At 62.3% G+C, this 26,681-nt stretch carries 16 protein-coding genes and 1 pseudogene; 6 read left to right on the top strand and 11 right to left on the bottom strand.

Features of this window, described 5'->3' with window-relative positions; genetic code table 11:
• Window positions 1-47: 47 nt before the first annotated feature.
• From RHP72_RS02255 to RHP72_RS02245, 3 genes are read right to left on the bottom strand one after another with little or no spacing between them, the layout of a single operon-like run.
• Entirely contained in the window at window positions 48-617 is a 570-nt protein-coding gene (locus tag RHP72_RS02255; protein ID WP_007731538.1) for a TetR/AcrR family transcriptional regulator, read from the bottom strand.
• On the bottom strand, window positions 617-1,237 hold the full coding sequence (recR, locus tag RHP72_RS02250; RefSeq protein WP_003943917.1) for a recombination mediator RecR: 621 nt from the start codon (window positions 1,235-1,237) through the stop codon (window positions 617-619). Before recR ends, RHP72_RS02255 begins: the two co-directional genes overlap by 1 nt.
• 12 nt (window positions 1,238-1,249) lie before the next feature.
• Window positions 1,250-1,588, bottom strand: a complete 339-nt coding sequence (locus RHP72_RS02245) for a YbaB/EbfC family nucleoid-associated protein (protein WP_003943929.1) — start codon at window positions 1,586-1,588, stop codon at window positions 1,250-1,252.
• A gap of 109 nt (window positions 1,589-1,697) precedes the next feature.
• On the opposite strand from RHP72_RS02245, the gene RHP72_RS02240 reads away from it, so the two are divergent.
• The 3 genes from RHP72_RS02240 to RHP72_RS02230 all read left to right on the top strand — a co-directional run bounded on the left by RHP72_RS02240 (window position 1,698) and on the right by RHP72_RS02230 (window position 4,390).
• Complete coding sequence (locus RHP72_RS02240; protein WP_003943843.1) at window positions 1,698-2,498, top strand: Rv3717 family N-acetylmuramoyl-L-alanine amidase; 801 nt, start codon at window positions 1,698-1,700, stop codon at window positions 2,496-2,498.
• An 84-nt stretch (window positions 2,499-2,582) separates the two neighbouring features.
• A complete protein-coding gene (locus RHP72_RS02235) occupies window positions 2,583-2,879 on the top strand; it encodes a hypothetical protein (protein WP_021332904.1) in 297 nt (98 codons plus the stop codon).
• On the top strand, window positions 2,879-4,390 hold the full coding sequence (locus tag RHP72_RS02230) for an alpha/beta hydrolase (RefSeq protein ID WP_311094253.1): 1,512 nt from the start codon (window positions 2,879-2,881) through the stop codon (window positions 4,388-4,390). Before RHP72_RS02235 ends, RHP72_RS02230 begins: the two co-directional genes overlap by 1 nt.
• Before the next feature lie 54 nt (window positions 4,391-4,444).
• On the opposite strand, the gene RHP72_RS02225 is transcribed toward RHP72_RS02230, so the two are convergent.
• Window positions 4,445-4,879 (bottom strand): SRPBCC family protein, encoded by a 435-nt coding sequence (locus tag RHP72_RS02225; protein WP_003943959.1) that lies wholly within the window; start codon window positions 4,877-4,879, stop codon window positions 4,445-4,447.
• 338 nt (window positions 4,880-5,217) lie between these two features.
• Between RHP72_RS02225 and RHP72_RS02220 the strand changes: the two genes are divergently transcribed.
• Both RHP72_RS02220 and RHP72_RS02215 read left to right on the top strand, forming a co-directional pair.
• Complete coding sequence (locus tag RHP72_RS02220; RefSeq protein ID WP_007731548.1) at window positions 5,218-6,621, top strand: FAD-binding oxidoreductase; 1,404 nt, start codon at window positions 5,218-5,220, stop codon at window positions 6,619-6,621.
• The gene (locus RHP72_RS02215; RefSeq protein WP_003943932.1) at window positions 6,618-7,919 is read left to right on the top strand and encodes a class I SAM-dependent methyltransferase; all 1,302 of its coding nucleotides are present in this window, start codon (window positions 6,618-6,620) and stop codon (window positions 7,917-7,919) included. Before RHP72_RS02220 ends, RHP72_RS02215 begins: the two co-directional genes overlap by 4 nt.
• 36 nt (window positions 7,920-7,955) lie before the next feature.
• On the opposite strand, the pseudogene RHP72_RS29380 reads toward RHP72_RS02215, so the two are convergent.
• The 7 genes and pseudogenes from RHP72_RS29380 to RHP72_RS02175 form a co-directional block, all read right to left on the bottom strand.
• Window positions 7,956-8,989: pseudogene (locus RHP72_RS29380) on the bottom strand (type IV toxin-antitoxin system AbiEi family antitoxin domain-containing protein).
• 140 nt (window positions 8,990-9,129) lie between these two features.
• The gene (locus tag RHP72_RS02200; protein ID WP_030535720.1) at window positions 9,130-11,271 is read right to left on the bottom strand and encodes a 3-hydroxyacyl-CoA dehydrogenase NAD-binding domain-containing protein; all 2,142 of its coding nucleotides are present in this window, start codon (window positions 11,269-11,271) and stop codon (window positions 9,130-9,132) included.
• Window positions 11,272-11,316: 45 nt separating this feature from the next.
• Window positions 11,317-12,531, bottom strand: a complete 1,215-nt coding sequence (locus RHP72_RS02195) for an acetyl-CoA C-acetyltransferase (RefSeq protein WP_007731553.1) — start codon at window positions 12,529-12,531, stop codon at window positions 11,317-11,319.
• Window positions 12,532-12,753: 222 nt separating this feature from the next.
• Window positions 12,754-14,565 carry a multicopper oxidase domain-containing protein gene (locus RHP72_RS02190; RefSeq protein ID WP_311094250.1) on the bottom strand — a complete coding sequence of 604 codons (1,812 nt, stop codon included), beginning with the start codon at window positions 14,563-14,565 and terminating at the stop codon, window positions 12,754-12,756.
• A gap of 88 nt (window positions 14,566-14,653) precedes the next feature.
• The gene (locus RHP72_RS02185) at window positions 14,654-16,210 is read right to left on the bottom strand and encodes a hypothetical protein (RefSeq protein WP_064073538.1); all 1,557 of its coding nucleotides are present in this window, start codon (window positions 16,208-16,210) and stop codon (window positions 14,654-14,656) included.
• Entirely contained in the window at window positions 16,207-22,308 is a 6,102-nt protein-coding gene (locus RHP72_RS02180) for an SDR family NAD(P)-dependent oxidoreductase (RefSeq protein ID WP_311094249.1), read from the bottom strand. Before RHP72_RS02180 ends, RHP72_RS02185 begins: the two co-directional genes overlap by 4 nt.
• Window positions 22,309-22,985: 677 nt before the next feature.
• A complete protein-coding gene (locus tag RHP72_RS02175; protein ID WP_311094248.1) occupies window positions 22,986-25,199 on the bottom strand; it encodes a DNA polymerase III subunit gamma and tau in 2,214 nt (737 codons plus the stop codon).
• A gap of 162 nt (window positions 25,200-25,361) precedes the next feature.
• Between RHP72_RS02175 and RHP72_RS02170 the strand changes: the two genes are divergently transcribed.
• Window positions 25,362-26,675, top strand: coding sequence for an ammonium transporter (locus RHP72_RS02170; protein WP_003943791.1), 1,314 nt, complete (start codon window positions 25,362-25,364; stop codon window positions 26,673-26,675).
• Window positions 26,676-26,681: the final 6 nt, after the last annotated feature.

Raw genomic sequence — 26,681 nt, 5'->3', positions numbered from 1 at the left:
CTACATTAGGTGAACGGATATTTACCTAGCAAGAATTGTGACGCCGCTCACCCGTCGAGCAGCTTTTGCACCAGCGGTGCGTACAGCGCAACCACCTCGTCCTGGGTGCCGGTGGCATGGCCGGCCATCATCCGTCGGCGCATGATCGCCACTCCGACCACCATCGACATCGCCAGTTCCGCGCGCAATCTCGCGTCGGGGCCGGACAGGCGAGCGGCGAGGGTGTCGATCATCTGCGTCGAATAGTTCTCGCGCAGCTTGCGGTTGCTCTCTTCACTGACGCCGCTCATGAACAACAAGCTCATGGACAGCGGCTTGTACGACTCCAACGGCTTGGTGAACAGCGAGACCATGCGCTCGCCGAGCGAGTCGTTCGGGGCGTCGAAGACCGTGACTGCCGCTGCCCGGAAGTCGACCAACTCGTCGTACAACTGCTCTTTGGAACCGAAGTACTTGATGATCAGCGGTGCGCTGACGCCTGCGTCTTCGGCGATGTCCTTGAGCGTGATTTCGCGGTACGGCCGAGTCGCGAATGCTTTCCCGGCCGACGCGATGATCTGCGCACGCGTCTGCTCGGACGTACGACGCACCTGCTGACCTTGCTCCGTGCCGCTCATCAAGCGTTCCGCGACAATTCGCGACGGCCGGACAATGCGCGACCCAGCGTCAACTCGTCTGCGAATTCGAGATCGCCACCCATCGGAAGACCCGAAGCCAACCGAGACACCGTCAGCCCCGGAATGTCTCGCATCATGCGAACGAGATAGGTAGCTGTCGCCTCACCCTCCGTGTTGGGGTCGGTGGCGATGATGACCTCGGACACGTCGACGCCGTCCTCCTGATTTGCGATGCGAGCCAACAACTCCCGGATACGCAACTGGTCCGGCCCGATCCCCGAGAGCGGATTGAGCGCACCGCCGAGCACGTGATAGCGACCCTTGAACTCACGGGTGCGTTCGACGGCCTGGACGTCCTTCGGTTCCTCCACGACGCAGATCACCGTGCGATCGCGACGTGCGTCGGCGCAGATGCGGCACTTCTCCTGATCGGAGACAGTTCCGCACACCGTGCAGAACTGAACGCCGTCACGGATGCGCTGCAATGCATTTTTCAAACGGTCGATCTCGGGAGGCTCCACGGAGAGCAGGTGAAAAGCGATGCGTTGAGCGCTCTTCGGCCCGACTCCGGGAAGCTTCCCGAGTTCGTCGATCAGATCCTGAACCGGACCTTCGTACACGCGTTCTCGTTTCTAGAAGCCGGGGAGACCGGGAAGGCCTCCGCCGAGTCCGCCGGCCAACGGGCCGAGCTTCTCAGCAGCGACTTCCTGTGCCTTACGCGAAGCGTCCTCGATCGCGCCGATCACCAGATCCTGCAGCGTCTCGACATCTTCGGGGTCGACGACCTTGGGATCGATCTGCAGACCGACAACCTCGCCGGTGCCCTTGACCGTGGCGACAACCAGTCCGCCACCGGCCTGACCGGTCACTTCGGCCTGAGCCATTTCCTGCTGCGCCGCCATCAATTGCTGCTGCATCTGCTGAGCCTGAGCCAACAGAGCAGACATGTCGGGTGCTCCACCTGGTTGCACGAGCGGTCCTTTCTACAGAGTTATCCCCACCAGCGTAGTCGGTGCGCGCTACCGTGAGCGGGTGCGCCGGAACCAGTCAGACACCGTAAAACCGTCAAGAGGGTCAAACATGGCATCACGTGTGTTCCGCTCCACTGCCCTGATCGCCGTGGTCGGGGCTGGGCTTCTGAGCGCTGCGTGCACGATTCCGACCGAGACTGCCGAGGCCACGACTTCGGTCGAGGTGTCTCCGCTGAGCACTGTCGCCGCTGACGTCCCCGCTGCGCTCACCGGCAAGGTCGTCTTCCTCGATCCCGGGCACAGCGGGGCGAACGACGACAGCATCAACACCCAGGTCCCCACGGGCCGCGGCGGCACCAAGAACTGCCAGACCACCGGCACCAACACCGATGCCGGGTTCCCCGAGCACACCTTCAACTGGGAAGTCGCGAGCCTGGTCAAGAGCGAACTCGAAGGCCAAGGCGCCACAGTGGTCCTGAGTCGACCGGACGACATCAGCGTCGGATCTTGCGTCGACGCACGCGCCGAAGCTGCCAATTCCTCCGGCGCCGACGTAGTGGTGAGCATTCACGCGGACGGCGCAGCAGCCGGAGCCGAGGGCTTCCACGTCTGCTACTCCGCGCCCCCGCTGAACGCGGTGCAGGCCGGCCCGTCCGTCACCTTTGCCGAAACCATGCGCGACTCACTCGTCACAGCCGGACTCACCCCGTCGACCTACATCGGTGACGACGGGCTGGCACCACGCGCCGATCTGACGGGACTCAATCTGTCGCAGCGGCCGTCGATTCTGGTCGAACTCGGCAACATGCGAAATGCCGACGAGGCAGCGCGCATGACGAGCCCGGACGGTCAGCAGGAATATGCGTCCGCCGTCACCAGCGGAGTCACCGCCTTCCTCACAACCCCCTGACCTGTCTTCTGTGGAGAAATTCCACTTGTCCACAGGTATGTCGGCACCGCCGAGGTAGCCCGCTCACCTGGATACGGTTCTGCCATGGGGCCGATACTTCAGGTAGATTTCGCTGCTCTGCAGCAACTTTCAGCTGATCTGTCTCGAATTGCGGATCAGATCTCGGGGATCGATTCCGCCGGCCCGATTTTCGAAGCCGCGGCGGCCCTGAACTCGTCCGCTGTCGCGGCTGTGTCGACTGGGAATGCCGGCGTCATCGCCGACGCGTACCGGCACCTGGCTACGCAATTGGGACTCATGGCGTCGGGAACCGCTGCCGCAGCACGTCTGTACGACGCTGCCGAGGGCGAAGTGGTGTCCGAACTGCGCGGAGCCTACTGATGCGGCCCACCGTCTCTCAGCTTCGAACGTGGTCACCGGAGAAATTGCGCACAAGCGCTTCGGAACTGATCGACATCGACCGGCAGATCGAAGCTCTCGGCAATGACGCCGGACGCAGCATCGACGCCGTCCGCGAATTCTGGCAGGGACAAGCGTCGAGCGCGGCGGCAGTGCAGTGGTCTGGCATCTCGCTTTCCTCGTCCCGGCTGTCGATTGCAGTTCGCGTAGTTGCGGATCTGTATGGCGGAGCGTCCAATACGATCGGTGCGGCGCGAAAATCAGTTCTGGACCTGGTCGAGGAGGCGACTCTCGAACACGGCTTGACGGTGTCAGACAGTGGAGCGGTATCGGCACCTGAGACGAAGCAGCCATGGAATCTGGCCGACGCCATGCAAGATTCCGAAAACGCCACGGCTGCACAGGTTTTTCAGCAGAAGATCTCCACTGCATTGACGGCACTCGACGACGAAGACAACCGGGCCGCGACTGCTCTGCGTGCGGCATTCCGAGAGATCGGATCACTCCTTGGCAATCAGCCTGATCGCCTCGACCGCACTGTCGTCGACATCCTCGACGGGAGGTCGACACTCCCCGGGACACCCACGGAGCTACACCGACTCTGGGAATTGCTCACGCCCAACGAGAAAGACGCGTTGGCGAGGTGGGATCCGTCCATCGGTAGCCGCGACGGCCTTCCCGCTCTCGACCGGGACTACTACAACCGGCGGTACCTCTCTGCGCTCGAGCAGTTGCCGGATCGAACGGTAGCTGCCGGATACACGGCCGTGCGCGGCGAACTTCGACCGGACACGTTCCTTCTCTCGGTCACGGCTGGGCATGCCGTCGTGGCAGTCGGTAATCCCGATGCCGCCGGCAACGTCGCAACACTGGTCCCCGGAACCGGCTCCGGGCTGTCGGGCGTCGGCGGAGACCTGCAACGAACCAAGGCCATGTACGACGCGGCGGTCAGGGCGGCGCCAACGGAAGCCACATCAGTGATCCTGTGGTCCGGATACGACGCTCCCCCAGGCATTCCCGACGCAGCCTCGGATCGGTACGCCAACTCCGCAGCGCCGAGGCTCGACGGCTTCCAGGACGGGTTACGAACCTCGCATGACGGTCCGCCTTCGCACAACGTGGTGATCGGTCATTCCTACGGCAGCACCGTGATCGGTGCTGCGACTACCCGTGGCGCTTCTCTCGACGTCGACGAACTGGTTTTTGTCGCAAGCCCCGGCGTCGATGCCGAGCGCGTGAACGAACTGAGCCTGGACGGCGTCGACTCGGACGAGGTGGCTCACCATGTTCATTCGACGACGGCCTTCTGGGATCCGGTCCAATTGATCCCCAAGATCCTCGGAGTCCACGGGTTCGACCCGTCGGATCCGGAATTCGGCGCGCAGGTATTCACCGGATCTCCCGGGGAGCCTGGGTTCGGAGTTCACAGCGATTACTGGGAAAGCGGAAACCCCGCACTCACCGAATTCGGACGGATCATTACCGGCCCGTGAAAGAAGGCGCCGTACCGGTGAAGGTACGACGCCATCTCGGTGATGCAGGATCGGTTAGACGAGTTCGCGCTTGAGGTTGTCCAGGACCTGGGCCTGGATGCGCTGCAGACCCTTCGGAGCGAACGTGCGCTCGAAGAAGCCGCCGATACCGGTGGCACCCTGCCACTGGGTGAGCGTCGTCACCGTCGTTCCGGTGCCGTTGGGGGCAACGGTCCAGGTGGTGACGAGGCTGGAGTTCGCGTCCTTCTCGGTGATGACGTTGCCGTCGACCGTCACTGTCGCCTTGACGTTGCGCGAGCGCTTTTCCGTCGCCTTGAGCGTCCACTGCGCGACGGTTCCGTCACCCTGGCCACCTTCGACGACCTTGTAGTCGAGGTACTGCTCGGACAGGATTCGCGGGCGAACCGTCTCGTAGTCCGAGAGCGCCGCGAGCACCTTGTCGGGTGCTGCTGTGACGACTGTCGAACTCATTGCATTGACCTGACCCATATGCCCTACGTCTCCTTGCTCGACCAACGCGGCTCGATACCGCGAATGACTACCCGAATCCGCACCTCGAACTGCGCAGATATTCCTTTCCATACTGCCTGCTGCGCCCGGGTATCTCGACCATCTACCCATTCCGTGTGAGCTGGTTCACCACTCGGAGCATTTACCGAGTTCGATTGCAACAACTCGATCAAATTCGGGCATTAATACCCCTCCGGATAGCTTGCACACGCAACTACCGATAGCGTCAAGGTGTGACTCTCTCGTTCAATGGGGTAGTTCAGAAGTTAGATCGAATCCGGACAAAGCAAGGCCCGGGTTCCGATGCTGCGCGTGAAATGGGGTTCGAGCAGCACAGAGAAGGCGTCGAACGCCTACTCGCGTCATACCGCGCCATTCCCGCCGATGCTTCTGTACGCCTGGCAAAGAAGACATCCAATCTGTTCCGCGCTCGCGCCAAGACGTCGGCCCCCGGCCTCGACGTCAGCGGTCTGGCAGGTGTCATCGCCGTCGATGCGCAGGCGCGCACAGCCGACGTCGCCGGCATGTGCACGTACGAGGACCTCGTCGACGCGACGCTGCCCTACGGGCTGGCGCCCCTGGTCGTGCCTCAACTCAAGACCATCACCCTGGGCGGTGCGGTGACCGGCCTGGGCATCGAGTCCACCTCGTTCCGCAACGGCCTGCCGCACGAGTCGGTACTCGAAATCGACGTACTGACCGGAAGCGGCGAGATCATCACCGCAACACCGGACGGCGAACACGCCGAACTGTTCTTCGGTTTCCCCAATTCCTACGGCACCCTTGGCTATTCGACGCGATTGAAGATCGCACTCGAACCCGTCAAGAAGTACGTCGCCTTGCGCCACGTGCGCTTCGATTCGTTGAAGAAGCTCGAAGAAACGATGGATCGCATCGTCACCGAACGCGAGTACGACGGGATCGCCGTCGACTATCTCGACGGGGTGGTCTTCACCGATTCCGAGAGCTACCTCACACTCGGCGTGCAAACCGACGAGGAAGGCCCGGTCAGCGATTACACCGACCAGGACATCTTCTACCGGTCGATCCAGCATTCGTCACTCACCCAGCCCAAGACGGATCGCTTGACCATTCGCGACTACCTGTGGCGCTGGGACACCGACTGGTTCTGGTGCTCACGAGCTTTCGGTGCACAGAACCCGAAGATCCGGCGCTTCTGGCCCAAGCAGTACCTGCGCAGCAGCTTCTACTGGAAGCTGATCGCCCTCGACCACAAGTACGACATCGGAGATCGCCTCGAAAAGCGCAAGGGCAAGCCCCCGCGCGAACGCGTCGTCCAGGACGTCGAGGTACCCATCGAACGAACCGCGGACTTCGTCTCGTGGTTCCTCGAGGAAATCCCGATCGAACCACTGTGGTTGTGCCCGTTGCGTCTTCGCGAGCCAAGCCCTGCCGCCGCTTCTGCATCACGGCCGTGGCCCCTCTACCCCCTCGAACCCAAGCGCACCTACGTCAACATCGGCTTCTGGTCTTCGGTGCCGATCGTTCCCGGTGAGCGCGAGGGGGCAGCAAATCGACTGATCGAAGAAAAGGTCAGCGATTTCGACGGACACAAATCGCTCTACTCCGACTCCTACTACTCGAAGGAAGACTTCGAGGAGCTGTACTACGGCGGCGACCGGTACATCGGACTCAAGGAACGCTACGACCCGAAATCCCGTTTATTGGATCTATTCTCTAAGGCGGTGCAACGTAAATGACCACGTTCAAAGACTCCAAAAGCCAGGACAAGCTCTCTATTGCCGAGATTCTCGAGACGCTTTCCGACGGCATGCTGCCGCTTCGATTCACCGCGTACGACGGCAGCACCGCCGGCCCCGAAGATGCCGACTACGGACTGCACCTCAAGTCGACTCGCGGAACCACTTATCTCGCAACAGCTCCCGGTGACCTCGGCATGGCCCGCGCGTACGTCTCCGGCGATCTCGAAGCCGAGGGCGTCCACCCCGGTGATCCGTACGAGATCCTGCGCATCATGGGTGACGAACTCCACCTCAAGCGCCCGTCCGCACTGACGCTCGCCAGCATCACGCGCTCCCTGGGCTGGGATCTGTTGCGGCCCATCGCCCCGCCGCCCCAGGAACATCTCCCTCGGTGGCGTCGCGTCGCAGAAGGACTGCGTCACTCCAAGACTCGTGACGCCGAAGTCATCCATCACCACTACGACGTCTCCAACACCTTCTACGAGTACGTCCTCGGCCCGTCCATGACGTACACCTGTGCCGCTTACGACAATGCGGAACAGACGCTCGAAGAAGCCCAGGAGAACAAGTACCGCCTGGTGTTCGAGAAGCTCGGACTCCAGAAGGGTGATCGACTTCTCGACATCGGCTGCGGCTGGGGCTCGATGGTCCGCTACGCGGCCAGGCGCGGCGTCAAGGTGATCGGCGTGACTCTCTCTCGCGAGCAAGCGGATTGGGCACAGAAGGCCATCGAGGACGAGGGCCTCGCCGATCTCGCCCAGGTCCGTTTCTCCGACTACCGCGACGTGGCCGAGACCGGATTCGACGCAGTGTCCTCCATCGGCCTGACCGAGCACATCGGCGTCGGAAACTACCCGGCGTACTTCGAGTTCCTCAAGGGCAAGCTGCGTGAGGGTGGGCGTCTGCTCAACCACTGCATCACCCGTCCGGACAACCGAAGCAGCGCCAAGGCAGGCGGATTCATCGACCGGTACGTCTTCCCCGACGGGGAGCTCACCGGTTCGGGTCGCATCATCTCCGAAATCCAGAACGTCGGCCTCGAGGTGCGTCACGAAGAGAACCTTCGCGAGCATTACGCACTGACGCTCGCCGGATGGTGCCAGAATCTCGTCGACAACTGGGACGCGTGCGTCGCCGAGGTCGGCGAAGGAACCGCCCGCGTCTGGGGCCTGTACATGGCCGGCTCACGACTCGGGTTCGAGCGCAATGTCGTTCAGCTGCACCAGGTTCTGGCCGTGAAGCTCGGCCCCAAGGGTGAGGCGCATGTGCCGCTTCGCCCGTGGTGGAAGGCCTAGGGGCAAAGCCCCTGTGCGCCTTTTTGGTAGTCGGCACTACCAAAAAGGCGCACAGGTGCCGCAGGCACCCGACTGCGTCCTCACCCAGCCTCCGCGCCGCAAGACCGTCTCCACCTCGTGCGCAACCTGGCACGGGGTCTTCATCACCTCGTCGAATCCGTAGACCAACCGCGGACGACCTGCCAGCTCTGCCGCATTGTCACGGCGGCGATCACGGAATGCCACCTCGGCCATGGAATGCGCCCACCGACCGTCGAGACGCACGATCAGCGGCACACCGAATTCGCTGTAGTCGCAATCCTCGTACAACGTGCGACCGTCGACGCGAACCGGTGACTGGCGTCTGGCCGACGGCAACCCGTGCGCCTGCTCCACGTCGACCGCATAGTGGTATTCGAGCGTTGACTGCACCCCGTCTGCCAGGAGGCGTACCGCATCGGAAAGCGCACCCTTGAATCGATGTGGTGTTCGTTCGTCAATCCGACGACGCACATCGTTCAACGGAATTCGCGCATTTGTCACTGTGGTGATGAGTGAAACGTAGGCGCTTCGCGCTGTGGATTCGGCGGTCGCAAGATCAATCGCGGTATCCGCCCGCGACGTTCGAGGTATGACTGACGGCACGCCGATGTATCGGTGGGCTCGGGATCGGTGGACGACTACCCCGGGGTGAACCACGCCACCCACTCGAGTGCACCCGACGTTCGCGCTGGAACTCGGCGGATTGTCGCGGACTGACAGCGAGCGGACTTGCCGTAGGGCACGGTGACATGGACTGGCTTGTCTGCGTCGATGCGACGCATTCCCCATTCCTCAGCTGCAGTGTCGTGGCTCAGAATCGCTTGCGCGCCACCATAAAGCCAAGCGGCGTTCAAGATCATTTCTCTGGTGAGCGGGCCAGCGGTCACTGCATACACGCCTTGTAGAACGCGCTGCCATTCGCCGCGGTCCAGAAAGTTCCGCAGCATCCCTCGGTTGTATCCGAATGACGAGAGTTGCTGTTGCCGTACCAGACCGGATTGCGCATCGAGAATCCGGAGAAACTCGCTTCCACCATGAGACGTAGTCATGGCACCAAGCGTCAGGCCGAACTCCGACAGGACTGACGTGAAATTCGCTGTCGGAGTTCGTCTGTGGATAACTCACCAGCTGGGGATGAACCCCTGTGCGCCTTTTTGGTAGCCGTAACTACCAAAAAGGCGCACGGGGGCTATGCCCCTAGCGAAGCCGGCGGGGTGAACCGCGGGCCGTACTGCGCAGCGAGTTCCTTTGCACGAGCGACGAAGCCGGCCGTGCCGCCCTCGTAACCGACGATGAACTGGTGAACGCCACCGGTCCAGGCCGGGAATCCGATGCCCATGATGGAGCCGATGTTGGCGTCCGCCGTGGTGATCAGGACGTTCTCGTCGAAGCACTTCTGCGTCTCGATCGCCTCGATGAACAGCATGCGGTCGATGAGGTCCTGGATCGGGGCGTCGGAGGTTCCGGAGTTGAAGTTCTCGCGGAGTCCGGACCACAGGCCGGTGCGCTTGCCCTCGGCGTAATCGTAGAAGCCGGCTCCACCGAGCTTGCCCTTACGATCGAACTTCTCGACGAGGGTGTTGATGACCTCGCCGGCCGGATCTGCCGGCAGTTCCTTGCCTTCGGCCTTGGCGGCGTCGGCAGATTCCTTGCGGATCTTCTGCATGAGGGTGAGGTTGAGCTCATCCGAAAGCTGAAGCGGCGCAGCCGGGTAACCGGCCTGCATACCGGCCTGCTCGATGGTGGCAGGCTCGACGCCCTCGGCGAGCATGCCGATGGCCTCGTTGATGAAGGTGCCGATGACACGCGAGGTGAAGAAGCCACGCGAGTCGTTGACCACGATCGGCGTCTTGCGGATCGCCTGGACGTAGTCGAACACGCGAGCCAGAGTCTCGTCGGAGGTCTTCTCACCGCGGATGATCTCCACCAGCGGCATCTTGTCGACGGGCGAGAAGAAGTGGATGCCGATGAAGTCTTCCTGACGCTTCACGCCGGTGGCGAGACCCGTGATGGGCAGCGTCGAGGTGTTCGAGCCCAGCAGTGCCTTGGGATCGACGATGTCCTCGATCTCCTGGAACACCTTGTGCTTGAGTTCCTGGCTCTCGAAAACTGCTTCGATGACGAAGTCGACGCCGGCGAAATCTGCCGGGTCAGCCGTCGGGGTGATCTTGGCGAGGAGTGCGTCGGACTTCTCCTGCGTGGTCTTGCCGCGCGAGAGCGCCTTGGCCTCAATGCCTTCGGAGTACGCCTTGCCCTTGTTCGCAGCCTCGATGGTGACGTCCTTGAGCACGACGTCGAAGCCTGCCTTGGCGGAGACGTACGCGATGCCCGCGCCCATCATGCCCGCGCCGAGGACACCGACCTTCTTGATGGTGGACTTCTCGATGCCTGCCGGACGTGAACCGCCGCCGTTGATCGACTGCAGGTCGAAGAAGAACGCCTGGATCATGTTCTTCGCGACGCGGCCGGTCACCAGCGAGGTGAAGTAGCGAGCCTCGATGAGCAGCGCGTTGTCGATGTCGACCTGCGAACCCTCGACGGCTGCGGCCATGATGGCGCGCGGAGCCGGCATCGGAGCGCCCTTGAGCTGCTTACGCAGGTTCGCGGGGAACGCCGGAAGGTTGGCAGCGAATGCCGGAGTGGACGGAGTTCCGCCAGGGATCTTGTAGCCCTTGACATCCCACGGCTGAACGCCGCCTTCGGGGTTGGCCTTGATCCATGCCTTCGCAGCCGGAACCAGCTCCTCTACCGAGCCGACGACCTCGTCGATGAGGCCGACTTCCTTGGCCTGAACGGGTCCACGCTGCTGCCCCTGGAGCAGGACGCCCATGAGCGCGTTCTGCAGGCCGAGCATCCGCACGGTACGCACGACGCCGCCGCCGCCGGGCAGCAGGCCGAGGGTGACCTCGGGCAGGCCGATCTTGACTCCCTTGACGTCTGCCGCGATGCGGTGGTGGGTCGCGAGAGCGATCTCGAGACCGCCGCCGAGCGCCGCGCCGTTGATGGCGGCGACGACCGGCTTGCCGAGAGTTTCGAGACGACGCAGGTCTGCCTTGATCTCGACGCTGTGGTTGTAGATCTCCTCGGCCTGCTCGGGGCCGACCTTGATCATGTTCTTGAGGTCGCCACCGGCGAAGAAGGTCTTCTTGCCGGAAGTGATGACGGCACCGGTGATGGAGTCCTTCTCGGCGACCAGACGGTCGACGGTGGCCTTCATCGACGCGATGTACGCGTCGTTCATGGTGTTTGCGCCCTGGTTGGGATCGTTGATGGTGAGCACGACGATGCCGTCGGCGTCCTGGTCCCAGTTGATGATGTTCTGATCAGTCACTTTGCTTGACTCCTGGTAAGCCTCGTTGGAAGGACGGACGCCGCGTCAGACGCGCTCGATGATGGTGGCAACGCCCATACCGCCGCCGATGCACAGGGTGATGAGGGCGCGCTTGCCGCCACGACGCTCGAGCTCGTCGACCATCGTTCCGGTGATCATCGCGCCGGTTGCACCGAGGGGGTGGCCCATGGCGATAGCGCCGCCGTTGACGTTGAGCTTCTCGTCCGGGATGTTCAGGTCCTTCTGGAACTTCAGGACGACGGAAGCGAATGCCTCGTTGATCTCGAAGAGGTCGATGTCGTCGACCGTCAGGCCGGCAGCTGCCAGAACCTTCTTCGACGCCGGCGTCGGGCCGGTGAGCATGATGGTGGAGTCGGCGCCGCTGGTGGCGGTGGCGACGACGCGAGCGCGCGGCGTCAGACCCATGTCCTTGCCGGCCTGCTCGCTACCGACGAGTACGAGGGCAGCGCCGTCGACGATTCCCGAGCTGTTACCGCCGTGGTGAACGTGGTTGATCTTCTCGACCCAGTGGTACTTCTGCAGCGACACGGCGTCGAATCCGCCGATTTCACCGATCACACCGAACGCGGGAGCCAAGCCGGCGAGGTTCTCTGCCGTGGTGCCCGGACGCATGTGCTCGTCGTTGTCGAGGATGGTGATGCCGTTGATGTCCTTGACCGGCACTACCGACTTGGCGAAGTATCCGCCGGTCCACGCCTTGGCGGCGAGGTCCTGCGAGCGCACGGCGTATGCGTCGACGTCGTCACGCGAGAAGCCCTCGATGGTGGCGATGAGGTCTGCGCCGACGCCCTGCGGCACGAAGTAGTTGTCGTAGTTGGTGGCGGGGTCGAGTGCCCACGGTCCACCGTCGGATCCCATCGGAACGCGGGACATCGACTCGACGCCACCGGCGATCACCAGTTCGTCCCAGCCGGACCGAACCTTCTGAGCAGCCATGTTCACGGCCTCGAGGCCGGAAGCGCAGAAACGGTTGAGCTGAACGCCACCGACGGTGTCGGGCAGTCCTGCATCGTTGACTGCAACGCGGGCGATGTCCATTCCCTGATCGCCAACGGGGGTGACGACGCCCAGGATGAGGTCGGAGATCCGGTCCTCGTCGAGGTCGGGAAAGCGCACGCGCAGTTCCTGGATCAGACCCGTGACCAGCGAGATCGGCTTGACCGAGTGCAACGACCCGGTCTTCTTGCCGCGGCCTCGCGGGGTACGGATGGCTTCATAAATGAATGCCTCTGTGGTCACTGTGAGGTGTTCCTTCCGTGTAATTCGTCGAACCGGTCTGCAGATCGTCCGCGCCACCTTCGGTGGTGGCGCATGGCCGAGGTACAGACCTCAGCCCTTTCACTGTAGAACGTGTTCCAAATTCATGGGAAGGACCGAAGCGATCCTGCTAGGTGACCGAGGTGATCAGGTGCGCGAACGCCTGCCCGCTTCGGTTCATTTCGGGTGCGCCCCCGGAAGCACTCACGGCACGATGCGATACGGCAACATCATGTCGTGATCTTCGTGATCGAGTAGATGGCAATGCCACACATATCCCTGGAGTCGACCAGAATCAGCCATATCGTGGCGCCCGCCGCCCGTCATCCCGCCGCCCGTCATCCCACCGCTCGGAAGACGATCGAACATCGCGTCGGGATCGAAACCCAGCTCATCCGCGGTGGGGAATCGCACGATGATCCGGGTGACGGTGCCGCCGTCCACCCTGACGGTGTCCTTCATTCCCGCTTCCCACGGCGCCGGCGCGATCATCGGCCCCGCCTCGAACCCTTCGGGCGACGGAGTCCACTTGTTGCCGATCACCGGCTGCGGATGTCGGATCAAGTACTCCAGCGTCCGCATCGGTGTTCTGCCGAGAATCCGGAAATTCACCAGGTGCAGGTGTATCGGATGCGGGTCCGGCGTGGTGTTGACGATGTTCCACTGCTCGACGGTGCCTTGCCGCGGCCTCTCGACGTCCGTGGTGCTGAACGTCAGGTTGTTCAGCGTCATCTGAGCCGGTGGATTCCGCAGTTCCAGTTGCTGGCTCACCGTCACCGTGCGAATTACCGTCGGCTGCTCCAACGGGGCGAGAACGTCACGTTGCCGGCGCCCACCGCGCAGTTGCGACGGAACACCACCGGTGAATCCGCGCCTGGCGTCACCGCGGAACCGGCAGAACAGCGGCATAGTCACTTCACCGATGACAGCGGCGGGTAGCGGGGGCGCCTCGTCGTTGCGAAGCTCCACCGTCGATCCCTCCGACAGTCCGGTGAAATCGACGAGGAGGTCGTACCGCTCCCCCGGTGCGCAGCGGAAGGCATTGACCGCGACGGGTGCGTCGAGCATTCCGGCGTCGTTGCCGATGACCCAGAACGTCATCATGTTCGAGAAGTGAAGATTCCACACACTTGCCGACGACGCATTGACGATGCGGAGGCGGTAAAGGCCCCGAGCCACGGACAGTTCCGGCCACACCTTGCCGTTGACCAAGCCGACGTCGCCCACCGCGCCGCCTTCCCACGATCCTTCCGGGATCAAGATGGTGGATCGGCCGTTCTGGGCGCCTGTCGGCGTGAAGATCTTCTCCTGCAGGATCAACGGGATCTCGAATTCCTCGGCCGGCAACCCCAACGGATTTCCCAGTTCGCCGGTGTCGAATTCATCCCTGATCAGATAGTTGCCGATCAGACCGGCGTAGACGTTGAGCCGGGTGATGCCCATCGCATGATCGTGATACCAGAGGTGGGCGGCTTCCTGACCGTGCAAAAAGTGATGCATCGCAGCCTGTCCCGGCATCACCAGCAGCTCCGGATGGCCGTCGCTCTCAGGTGAAGTGACTCCCCCGTGCAAGTGCAACGACGTCGGCGGGTGCGCACGAAAGTCGGCCTGCATTCCGTGCAGCGTCATATCCATGTCCGCTGCCAACGGATGTCCGGTCAGATCGTTCTCGAACGTCAACATGATCGGCTCGCCGGAATGCGCCTCGACGGTAGGGCCCAGATAACCGCCACCGATCTCTCCGCTGCGGTACGACAGTGCTGGGGACGGGGGAAAATCCCGATGAAAGGCATGTTGCCCCACTTGCGCTGTCAGTGTGATCTCGTTTCCGGAAAGCGTTGACAACGAATGTAGTTCGTCACAGAACGGCTCGAACTCCGGCGAATGAAAAATCAACGGAGACTCGATATCCACACTCCCCGCCGGAGCAGCACCTGCCTTTGCACCCAAAGCAACAGCCGCTGTGCCGACTACCGACCCTTTCAGAACCGACCTTCTGGAAACCCCGATACCCATACATTCCCCTCCCCATCGAAACGGGTTGCGTTCTCCCGCAAGGAAAACGCAACCCGTCTCTCCACTTCGATCTCGGAAAATCCCCCGTCTACTTTCCGTCGATCGCCTCCAGCACCGAATCGATCAGCGACTGTGGAAGTTTCGACGGCGGAGAGATTTCCAGTTCTCCCGGAGCGCCCGGCATCGTCCAGACAGTTCTGTGCCGAGCGATCGCGAGCTTCTCCCGTGATCCGTCCTCATTGACCTTGAAGTACTCGAACTCGAGGTCGATCCCCCTCTCGTAGAGGGCAGACAAGGACATCGTGACCAGGACGTCGTCGAACGGCATGACCTCGCGCAGATGCTCAACCCTGGTGTGCACACAACGAAGTTCCCCGAGAGCGCCTCTGGCCGCCATGGCCTCACGCTGAGAACGGACCAGGAACTTGTCCCGAACCCTCGACTGCCAGATGTAATAGTTGCCGAAGTAGATGTTGCCCACGACGTTTCCGTCCTGCAACGTCGTCGAGAACACCTCGGATTCGAGCAGGTACGGATTGCGCGGCACCATCGGAGCCGAGCGGATCACGGAACCACGATCGACGTTCTTCGGTTCGGTGGGAACAGCGATGTTCTTCGTCCCCGTCGGAATCGTCATCGGCTCGATGAAATCGTGGAAGTACTGCGGCATCGGCCGTGCCGCCACCACACCGTGGGAGAGGATTTCCACCCACGTCGTCTGCATCGCACTCCACCCGATGTGAGTGCGCGTCTCGCCGTCGACCCGGCACCATTCGACATGCAGATTGGTGGTTGCCCGATCCGGACCGGTGAGCTCGGTGATCCAGATCGTCCCCTCGACAATGTCGTCGGTGTACAGGTTCGCATCGATGAACACCTCGGAGTTGTTGGTCACCATGCCCCAACGACCCGTCGCCATGTCCTCCACGATCTGCTTCGAGATCGGTCCGGTTCCCCTCTCTCGCAAAGCGCCCAACCACAGCGCGAAGCTCGCGAACCCCACTGATCCACCGACGTTGCACGCGTCCCGGAACCCGACGGGGAACCGGATCGACACCGCCGGGTAGCCGCTCCGGGCCACCACATGCACGTCGGAGCCGTAGGCCATCGGATCGAACTGCGCGAGAGACTTCGCCGACAACGGGCCGGAGTCGAACTGTGGTGCCGGGTCCTGCGCCGGTTCTTCCGCATCCTCCTCATGAGTCACAAACGCGAGAATCCGCTCCTCGTTGTCGGTCAACAGAGCTGGAAAAGTAAGAACCACCACGCTTCCGTCTGCGCCGCCGCGGAAGGTCACTGCGTCGTCCTCCCTGGCGCCCATCGCCAGAGAAACCGACATCTGCCCCGTGGCCTTTCGGATCGCCTCGGCCGCCGCCCACAGCCTGGTTCCCGCACGATCGAGTGATTCGCCGCCCGCGATCAACTCGTCCAGCAGCGGAATCCGCGCCGAACCCAGAAGCGCCTTCCACTGCATGACGGTTCGGGAGCGAATCGGTTCGATGTCACATCCCTGAGGCCAGTCGCCGGCCGAACTGAGTGACTTACTGCCGTCGTGCGAGAGCGAGACATCCACAGAGGGTGGAATATCACCGACGACGACGGGCTTTCCGGTTTCCTGCCATTCGATGGCAAAGGCATTACTCATTTGATCACCACATCCTCATCGAGATGAATGTTCACGGCCGCCTCGGCGATCGGTTTCTCCTGCTCGTGGCGTTCCGACTTGGTCAACTCGTGAATCCCCGGGGTATGCGCGACCACAACCCGCGGGCTCTTCACTCCCAACGCCCGGCTGTGTTGCGCGAGCTTGTCGAGAATGATCTGTGCGTCGCGCGCAGTCGGATCCGCGATTTCCTCAGCCGTAGGACGGCTTTCGTCGTGGGAGAGAATCTGGGAGCGATATCCCTCGAGCTGCATCACCACTCGTCCGTCCTTCACCACCGCCACGTCGGCTTGCATGTGGGTCTCGGTCTGCACCTTGTCGTAGGCGTACGCGGTGAACGAACGAGCCTCGAATCGTCCGTCGTACATGTCGATTCGCGCAATGTTGACCGGAAGGCAGATCTCCCGCGGAACCATGATCTGGCCCGATTGGAGCAGGGAATCGAGGAAGTAGGGATCACCGAGGAGGTGCTGCTTACGGTCGGCTCGCGAAATAGCGCTGAAGAGGATGTGCTCGGAATCGAGGCTCGAGATCTCTTCGAGTCGGCGGAAATCGCCCTCCTGGAACAGCAACCACGAGTAGAGATCGTCCAACGGATCGATGTCGAGCACCGGTCGCGGCAACTCCTTCTCGAACTCCGGCAGTGTTTCGTCCAGTCCGAAGATGAAGTCGGCCGAGAAATGGGGCCGCCCGTACCCGGTCCGTTCGGTGCCGATCGTGACATGCACCCGCGTTCCTGCGGCATCACGATCCTGCTCCACGACGCTTGCCTTGATCTCGACTCTGGTGCCCTCGACGGTGTCGACGACGATCGGTCGATCCAGTTTGATGTCGTCGATGCGGACGCGGCCCAGAGTCACGCGTCCGGTGACATAGGCCGCCGCCTGCGACATCGCCTCGAGCCCGAACACCGTCGGAAGCAGCGCCGATCCCTTCCAGACATGGTCGAGGACAAAAGGATCTGCCGAGGTGGACAACGTCGTCCGGGTAACCAGTTCTACCTGCGGCTCGCAGGTCACCACTTGGTCGATGTAGCGCGACACCGCCGGCAGAGCCGGTGCTGCCGGCGCCCAGGTGTCCAGACCGCCGAGTCGACTGGTCACGACGATACGACTCGCCTCGGGTCCGCTGTCGACCAGGCGAAGGAAATGATCCACTCCCGCAGCCGTCGAAATCGGCATGACACCCATCTTCGCGAGGTGGTTGACACTGCCCATGCGGGCGCCCATGCCGGTCTCCCCCCACACGCTGTACGCGAGCGAGAACGTCCGAGTCTTCGGGTGCCCGGCGGCATACCGCACCACCATTTCGTCGAGAAGCTCGTTTCCGTATGCATACCAACTGTTTCCGGGCATACCTGTGAATCCGATGATGGAAGAGAAGCCCACGAACAGCTTCAGGTCACGATCAGCGAGCGCTTCGACGAAGTTGGCTGCGCCCAGGACCTTAGGTGCAACCTCCTTGAAAGCCGCAGCGCTGTCGACTCTCTCGAACCGCCGCGGAACATTCGCCCCCGCACCGTGGACAAACCCGGTGATCGGCCCAACCTCGACCTCGATCTGGGCGACGACGCCGGCCACCGCCGCAGCATCCGTGACGTTGCAGCGATAGTAGTGAGCGCTCAAACCGGCAGACGTGAAGTCCGCAAGAGTGGAAGCGATTTCGTCACCCGCTTGTCGCTGAGAGCTTCCGATCAGCACTAGTTCGGCGCCTGTCTTTCGGCCGAGAGCCAGAGCGCATTGCGCCATGATGCCTTTCGCGCCACCGGTCACGACCACTACATCCGAACTCCCCAACCCGCTCTCGCGGACGGTGTAGTCGCTCGAGGCGAGAACCCGCGGTTGCAGTGCCGTGCGTCCCATCTCGGTGTCGTAAGTCGCGAACACATAGGATGCAACCGAATCCAACTCGGAGACGACGGTGGTTGCCACCACCGCGTCCGCAGTCGAGCCGTCGAATCCTATGACGCGGACATCCAGTTCGGGGCGCTCGTGATGCACCGAAGCGGCAAAAGCCGCCGCACTCGGTACCGGCGCCGGATTGCCCAACTCGACATCGGTGAACTGAATCACTGCCAATGTGGTTCGTGCGCCTCCACTTTGCTGCGCCGGAACCATCTTGTACATGTGTTCGATCCCACGGCGCAAGCCGATTTCGGTGACGGAATCATCGGTCACACGCGGCATTACGGCAACCACGTGCTGTGCATTCGCAGGAGCGCCGTCGGAGAATGTGCGAATGTCGACCTGAGCACCACGCCCTCGTAGTTCGGATTCCAACCTTCCGACCAAACCGGCGTCGTCACCGATGACGACAAACGTCGTGTCCGTGAGGTCTCGGACTCCGTGCAACGCTGTCTCGCTCCGAACCTTTTCCAGGGTGTAATCGCGAACCCAGGTGAAGCTGTCGGCTGATAGACCCTTTGCCTTCACCGGCAGCGCCCGCGCAACCGGCTGCTGCTGCCCCGACTTCTCTTTCGCGGATCGATCGAGCACTTCGATCAGTTCACCCAGGCTGACGTTGACGAGTTCGGCCGGATCCAGATCACCCTGAACACCCAATCGCGTTGCCACAGTTGCTATCGCATCGGCAGCCTTGATCGAGTCCATGTTCAGGTCGTCGAGCAGGTGGAGATCCACATCGAGAGACTCCACCGGAAATCCGGTGTCCTCCGCGATTACCTCGAGCAGTATTCGCGACACGTCCGACTGCACCGAACTCGCTGCTGGAACGGCAGAACCGAGATTCGGTGATGCCGCAAGGATCAGCGATGCTGCTTCTCCGATCGTGGCATTGGCCAACTCGGCAGGGTCGAGGTCGACAACCTCGAACTGATGCGCAACCTTCGAAATAGCCTCTGCCGCACTGATCGAGTCGAGATTCAGATCATCGAGCAGACGCAGATCCGTCGTGATCGACTCGGCGGGGAATCCCGTCGTATCGGCGAGGATCCTGATCAGCTCACTTTCGACGGACCCAGCGCCCGCGTCAGCGGGCTCTTCGACTACCGGAGCCGAAACCGGCGAAGGAGCTTTCGCTGCCACGGATTCGTGGCCGTTGGTGACTGCCCGCGAAGTCGGAGCAGATGGAGAAGACGCTCCACTGCCTACATCAGCACGAATCACGTCGACGAGGAAGGTCCCGCGTCGGCTCAGGTAATCGGCCAGCGCCGCAGCCGGATCCCCGCCGGACGTACCAAGTGCGAGCGGTTCGGGAGCAGAGGTAACCGTCAGCTTCGCCTCGGCCAGGTTCTCGATGAACACCTTCTGATCGGCAGGAACGAATTCGCGCACGAACCGGCCGTCGAAAAGTTCGTTCCATCGGACCTGAGCGCCGTGTACGTACATCGCGGCCAGTGCGACATTGAAGTCCTCGTCGCGTCCGGACTTGGACGCAACGGGGAAGCAGCGCACGCCGTCGGTCCCATTGATCGCCTTGGTGAGCCCGGTCAGCACACGGCCGGGACCGACCTCGACGAGCAGGTCCACGTCCTGCGAGATTCCACTTACCGTCTTGACCCAGTCGACCGGTGAGACAACCTGTTTGGTGACCAATTCGCGAAGTGCCAGTGGCGTCTGTACGCGTTTCCCTTCGACGCAGGAATACACGGGGCAAGTCAGCGAATCGACTTGCTCGTCAACGGGCGCAGTGGACTTCAGCTCCCGCTCGGCCTCGTTCATCATCTCGGAGTGGAAAGCATTCGACACGGCAAGCGCCTGAGCCGACACTCCGCGCGTCTTCGCGATGGCAACCACATCGTCGACCGCGTCTTTGGTGCCCGAAACCACGGTCTGTGTAGGCGTATTCAGATTCGCGACGGTCGCGTAACCCTTTGTTTCCGCGATGATCGCCTCAGCCGTCGATCGGTCGCAGGTCAGGCTCGCCATCGCGCCGTTTCCACCACCACTGACAGCCATGGCCGCACCCTTCGCCGCAGCCAAGGTGATCAGCGTCTTCTGGTCGTAAGCTCCTGCCGCGTAGAGCGCGGTCAACTCGCCGAGACTGTGGCCGGCGACAGCACTGGGTGTGACACCCAATCGGCGGAGGTACTCGAACCAGAGCAGCGAAGCCAAAGCGACGGCAGGCTGGGTGAACTGCGTCTGGGCGAGATCCCGCTTCCACTTCGCCAATTCCGCAGCGTCAGCGCTCTTGACCGGGTTCCGCAGAATTCGAGGCGTGATCGCCTCCGCTCCAACTCCCTCCAACCAGCCGTCCGCCTCGGTCGCCAGTTCGCGTGCCCACTCGAAGCGCTCGATCAGCACGCGCGCCATCTCTAGTTGTTGGGATCCCTGTCCCGGGAACAGGAATCCGATGTCGTGGTGGACGGCGTTCGAGATCGAGATCTCGTTGCTCACGACCTTCACCTGACCGGATGCAGGAGCGGAGTTCTCGCAGATCACGGCAAGCTGACGCATGCGTTCGGCCAACTGCGCGGGACGTCCGGCCACCACTGCGGCACGGAAGGGCGCGGTCGGCGAGATCACTCGAGAGAGTTTCGCCGAAAAGTCCAGCAGCTCGGCAACACTCAACGGAACCGCCAGATCTGCAACATCCCGCGCTCGGGTCGCCAAGTCCACCGCGGAATCTGCAGAAAGTACGAAAACCTCGGTGTCCTGATACGACGCCATCATCGTGCGGACGTCTTGCGAGGGTGTCAGCTTGCTGGATGGTGCATCAGCCGATTCGATCGCGACGTGGCAGTTGATACCGCCGAAACCCATGGCTTGCGCACCGGCACGCATCTTCTCGGACGGATCTCTGATCTCACCGTTGACGAGCGGAAAGAGTGCCGGCGCTTCGGTTCCGAACGCCGGGTTCGGGTCGGTGCAACCGGCGAGCGGCGGAAGGATTCGTTGATTGACGGCCATGGTCGCCTTGATCAGCGCAAGGATGCCCGACGCCGCCTTCGTGTGCCCGATCAACGACTTCAGTGACGTCATGCCGATGCTACGAGCCTCGACGGGCCCGTCCGTCTGAGCGGCCTGCTGGACGCCGGCCAGTTCGACGGGGTCTCCGACGGGAGTACCAGTTCCGTGTCCTTCGACGAAGGCAACCTCGCTGGCCGCGAATCCCGCTCGCGAGTATGCGCGACGGATCATCTCGGCCTGAGTTTCGGCGCGGGGCTTGGTGATTCCACCCTTGCCATCGGTGGAGATGCCCCAGCCGCGAATCGTCGCGTACACGTAGTCGCCGTCCGCCCTGGCGTCCTCGAGTCGTTTCAAGGCCACGAATCCGCAACCTTCACCCGGGATGAATCCGCTTCGGCTTGCGTCGTACACGTTCATGTCGCCACGGGTCAGTGCACCCAAACGGGCGAATCCCACCAGTTCCAAAGGATCCAAGCTGACGTCGACTCCCCCTGCCAAGACGAAGTCGGCCGCGCCGGACGCCAGCTTTTCGGCTGCAGTCGCCACCGCGAGCATTCCGGACGCGCACGCACCGTCCACGACGTACCCGCCGCCGTTGAAGTCGAGATAATTGCAGATCCGGCCGGCAATCGTATTCGACAACATGCCGGCGAGAGTGTCTTCACTCGGCTCCACCAATGGGCCCTTGTAGACCTCTTCCATCGTCTCGGCGAGAGCATCGGCGACGGAACTGTCCAACTGGCGCGCTTCGGCTGCCACAGCGAGTGCGCGCTTGACGTAAGGCCAACGCAAACGCATCGACCACATCCGGGATTCTTCACCGGTGAGGGAGTTGCCGACGATTGCGGCGCTGCGTCCAGTGGGTACCGATCCTCGGCTGTAGCCCGCGTCCGTCAAAGCCCCGAGTGCTGTTTCCAGAGCCAACCAGTGTGTGAGATCTGTCGACTTGAAGGTCCGCTCCGGTATCCGGCGACCGACCCAGTCGAATTCGAAACCATCCATGAACGCGCCGCGATCGGCGTATGTCTTGTCGACGTCGTCAGGGCTCGCGCTCCAGTAGTCGTCGAGGGACATCCGTGACTCCGGAAACTTTCGGAATTGCATCCGACGCGCGAGGACGTTCTCCCAAAATCCTTGCAGATCATGTGCACCGGGGGACCACATGCTCATCCCGACTATCGCAATCGCAGGATTAGTTGAATCTTCAGTCATCTTACACTTCCTATTTTCGCGCGCATCCACGGGAGACTCAATCGACCGAAGACTAACCACGCCCTCATCGGTGTGTAAAACGCAGATTCACCTCAAGGCATAAACAAATAACAAAGGTTGTTCGGCGCAATGAACGTGTTTCAGCAATTTGACAGCAATCGAGAGTTAGCTGTAACTCGGAGTTACCTATTTGCTTCGTAACCGGTCATGCTCCTGCTTGAACATCCGTACCGGATCCCGGTTTCACGGCCGCCATTTTCTCGCGATCGGCAAATATTCAGTTGAATATGCACCGAAATGCCGCAATGCCGAATATGTGGCCAATTCGCCGAATGTCCCAAATTGGTCGATCCCCGCAAATCAAACATCCGACAACTATCAATCTGAACATTCGTGACACACCGAAATTTAACAGCAGCACTCGAATGCCCATCAGACAACGAGAAATTCCAGATATTCTTCGGCGACCATCGTCCGAATCGACGTTTCGTTACACCGGAACTGAGCGAACGAATGTGCCAGCAAACCAGCCACATACAATTCAGCTTTGCGAGGCCGAGCCGGCGCGCTTTCGAGACGCGCGCACACAAAGAGAACGGCACTTATAACAATTCGATCACACAGTGGTGCAGCTGGATTCCGACAGCTGTTTCACGCACACGGACCGACTCGGCAACTCAGCTTTCGAGGCGGCGAGCTCCGAGGACGTCCTTGAGGAGTTCCTTTGCAACATCCTCGGGATCACGTCTGGCAGTCGGATCAGCGGGCTCAGCCGCCTCCGCAAACATCTCGTCCTCGTCCTCCGGCGTTGCAGGCGGAGGAGTTGCCTCGTAGTCGACCTCAGGAGCAGGGGCCGGTCCAGGGTCTTCCGGATAGTCGGGGGCCTCGGGCGGCGGAATGTCGTCCGAATCTCCGCGCTGGGGCTGCGGGGCCTTGGGCTGCTGCGCTGCGCGCTCCTGACTGGGCCGCGAGAAGCGGGGCGCAGCGGCAGGGCGGCTCGGAGCTTCCGTCGCCTTGGTTGCGCTCGATACTGTCGGCGCTGTAGGCGCACCTTCTTGATACTCGACCTGCCAAGTGCCACCGAACATTTCGGCAAGGACCTCGCAAATGACCGCCGCGTTGTGCGGTTGCGTCACACGAGCACCCAGAACCGGTGAGCCGTGAGCGATGACAACGACATGTCCACGCACGTCGTGAACCGTCGCAGCGGACAGCATGGCCGGAAGAACCTTGTTTCGTTCACCGACCTTGTTGCGCAAGGTGTTCCACGATTCACGGAGAGTCTCGACTGTGGGGCCTGCCGAGACCGGCGCCGCTTCGGCAACCGCCGGCTCGTCGAACTCGGGCTCGGGCTCGTAGTCGGGTTCCGGCTCGGCAAGCCCGATCAGCTCTTCCGCCTCGACAGAAGCAGTAACCGGTGGTTCAACCACAGGAGCTTCAACTATTGGAGCTTCGGCAACCGGAGCTTCAACCACCGGAGCTTCGGCAACCGGCGGTTCCACGATCTCGACAGTGGGAGTCTCGACGACGGGAACTGCCGCTACCGGAGGTTCGACGACAGGAGCCTCCACAACCGGCGGCGCCGCAGCTGGAGCAGGCGCGGCTGGTTCCGGCCGTGCCTCAGGCTCGGCCTTGCGTTGAGAGGGCCGTTGGAACTTGGAAGCAATCTCCGGTTCGAGCGGCGGCACGGTGGGTGCCGGCGTTGCTGCCGCGCGAGGAGCAGCCGCGACTCCGGCAGCCGGAATACCTTGTTCCAGGCGCTCCAGCCGCTGCAATACAGCTGACTCGGTGTCGGAGGCCGACGGCAGCAGCATTCGCGCGCACATCACTTCGAGCAGCAGCCGCGGCGCCGTCGCCCCACGCATTTCGCTGAGTCCGGCATGGACAGTCTCGGCGAAGCGGGTGAGCGTGGCCGGGCCGACTCGTTGAATCTGCTCACGCATCGTGATCAGCTCCGCTTCCGGAGCGTCGACCAATCCTCGTTCGCTGGCGTCGGAAACAGCCTGCATCAAGATGAGATCACGCAGGCGCTCGAGAAGATCGAGCGCGAATCGGCGTGGATCGTGACCGGCGTCCATCACGCGATCGACAGTGCCGAACAACGCGGCCCCGTCACTGGCAGACAGGGCGTCTACTGCTTCGTCGATGAGCGCGACGTCGGTGACTCCGAGAAGAGAGAGCGCGCGCGGATACGTGACACCTTCTTCTCCTGCGCCCGCGAGCAGCTGATCGAGGACACTCAACGAGTCACGAGGGGAACCGCCGCCGGCCTTGATGACCAGTGGATACACCGCAGGCTCGACCGGTACGCCCTCCTGGGCGCAGATCTTTTCCAGGAGTCCGCGCATGGTCGACGGCGCCAACAGGCGGAACGGGTAATGGTGTGTACGCGAACGGATGGTCGGGAGAACCTTTTCCGGTTCCGTCGTCGCAAAGATGAAGATGAGGTGTTCCGGCGGCTCTTCGACGATCTTGAGCAACGCATTGAAACCCGCCGCCGTCACCATATGTGCCTCGTCGATGATGAAGACGCGGTAGCGAGAAGCAGCGGGTGCGTGGAACGCCTTGTCTCGGAGTTCTCGGGTGTCGTCGACGCCACCGTGACTTGCGGCGTCGAGTTCCGTCACATCCAGGTTGCCTGTGCCGCCCGGGCCCAGCGAAACGCACGAGTCGCACACGTCGCACGGCGTCGACGTCGGTCCCTGCTCACAGTTCAGCGAACGCGCCAGGATTCGCGCCGACGACGTCTTTCCGCAGCCGCGCGGGCCGGAAAACAGGTAGGCATGGTTGATGCGTCCGGTGTCGAGGGCCGTGCTGAGCGGTGCGGTGACATGCTCCTGCCCCACCACCTCGGCGAAGGACGCGGGTCGATACTTCCGGTACAGGGCCACGCGCAAAGACTACCGGCGACCCACGACAGGTGGTCCGGTGCGGGTGCAACGCCGACTTCTCCCGAAACATGTTCGCAACACAATCGCAGTGCGGAGGAAACCGCACGCACTCATCGTGGGTTCCGTGCACGCGGGCTGGTCCGCGTGCGTGAGGAGAAAACTGTGCCCGCCACCATCGATGCCGGAGCGACTGCCTGGTTGCTCGTCAGTACTGCACTCGTACTTCTGATGACGCCAGGACTCGCACTGTTCTACGGCGGCATGGTCCGCTCGACGGGCGTACTCAACATGATCATGATGAGTTTCGTCTCCATCGCACTCGTCACGGTCGCGTGGTTGTTCGTGGGCTACAGCCTCGTGTTCGGCGACGATCACGGTGGCATCATCGGCGGACTCGAACACATCGGCATGGCGGGCATCGACCCGTCGACCGTGCACGGGAATGTCCCGGAAGTGTTGTTCGCAACCTTCCAATTGACGTTCGCAATCCTTACTGCAGCACTCATCAGTGGTGCGATCGCCGACCGCGCGAAGTTCTCCGCCTGGATGATCTTCGTCCCCATCTGGTCCTTGCTCGTCTATGTCCCCGTTGCTCACTGGGTGTGGAATCCGCAGGGATGGCTCGCCCAGATGGGCGCACTCGACTACGCCGGTGGCCTCGTGGTCGAAATCGTGTCCGGAGCGTCGGGTCTGGCATTGGCACTGGTCCTCGGCCAGCGGATGGGTTTCAAGGCCGAGTCGATGCGTCCGCACAATCTGCCGTTCGTCCTGCTCGGCGTCGGCCTGCTCTGGTTCGGTTGGTTCGGATTCAACGCCGGCTCGGCCCTTGCGGCCGACGGTATGGCCTCGCAGATCTTCCTCAACACACTCGTCGCCGGTTGCACCGGACTACTCGGCTGGCTGTTCGTCGAGCAGAATCGTGACGGACACCCCACGACGTTCGGCGCAGCTTCGGGCGTCGTCGCCGGTCTGGTCGCGATCACCCCGTCGTGCGGAACGGTGAACATGTTCGGTGCGCTCGTCATCGGTCTGATCGCCGGCATCGTCTGCTCGTACGCCGTGGGATGGAAGCACAAGCTCGGCTACGACGACTCCCTCGACGTCGTCGGCGTGCACCTCGTCGGCGGAATCGTCGGCTCGTTGCTGATCGGACTCCTCGCGACGGCCGTGATGACGGGCGGTCCGGAAGGTTTGTTCTTCGGCGGTGGATTCGCGCAGTTGGGCAAGCAGTTCGTCGGCGTCGTCGTGGTCGCGCTCTATGCCTTCGGTGTGACCTACGGTCTCGGAAAGCTCATCGACAAGACCTTCGGCTTCCGCATTTCGCGTGAAGACGAGGCCCGCGGAATCGACGTTGCCCTGCACGCGGAGTCGGCCTACGAGCACGGAGTCCTCGGCCACGGTCCGATCGGCGGACAGAACCCGAGCCCGTTCCTCCAGCGTCAGCGGGAGGAACGGGAGAACCGCGAGCGGGACTGACCGCCC

The sequence above is a fragment of the Rhodococcus sp. SG20037 genome (genome assembly GCF_031763325.1).
Taxonomy (GTDB): domain Bacteria; phylum Actinomycetota; class Actinomycetes; order Mycobacteriales; family Mycobacteriaceae; genus Rhodococcus_F; species Rhodococcus_F qingshengii.
The sequence above is the reverse complement of the archived record's forward strand: the minus strand, read 5'-3'. Positions and strand labels throughout refer to the sequence as shown.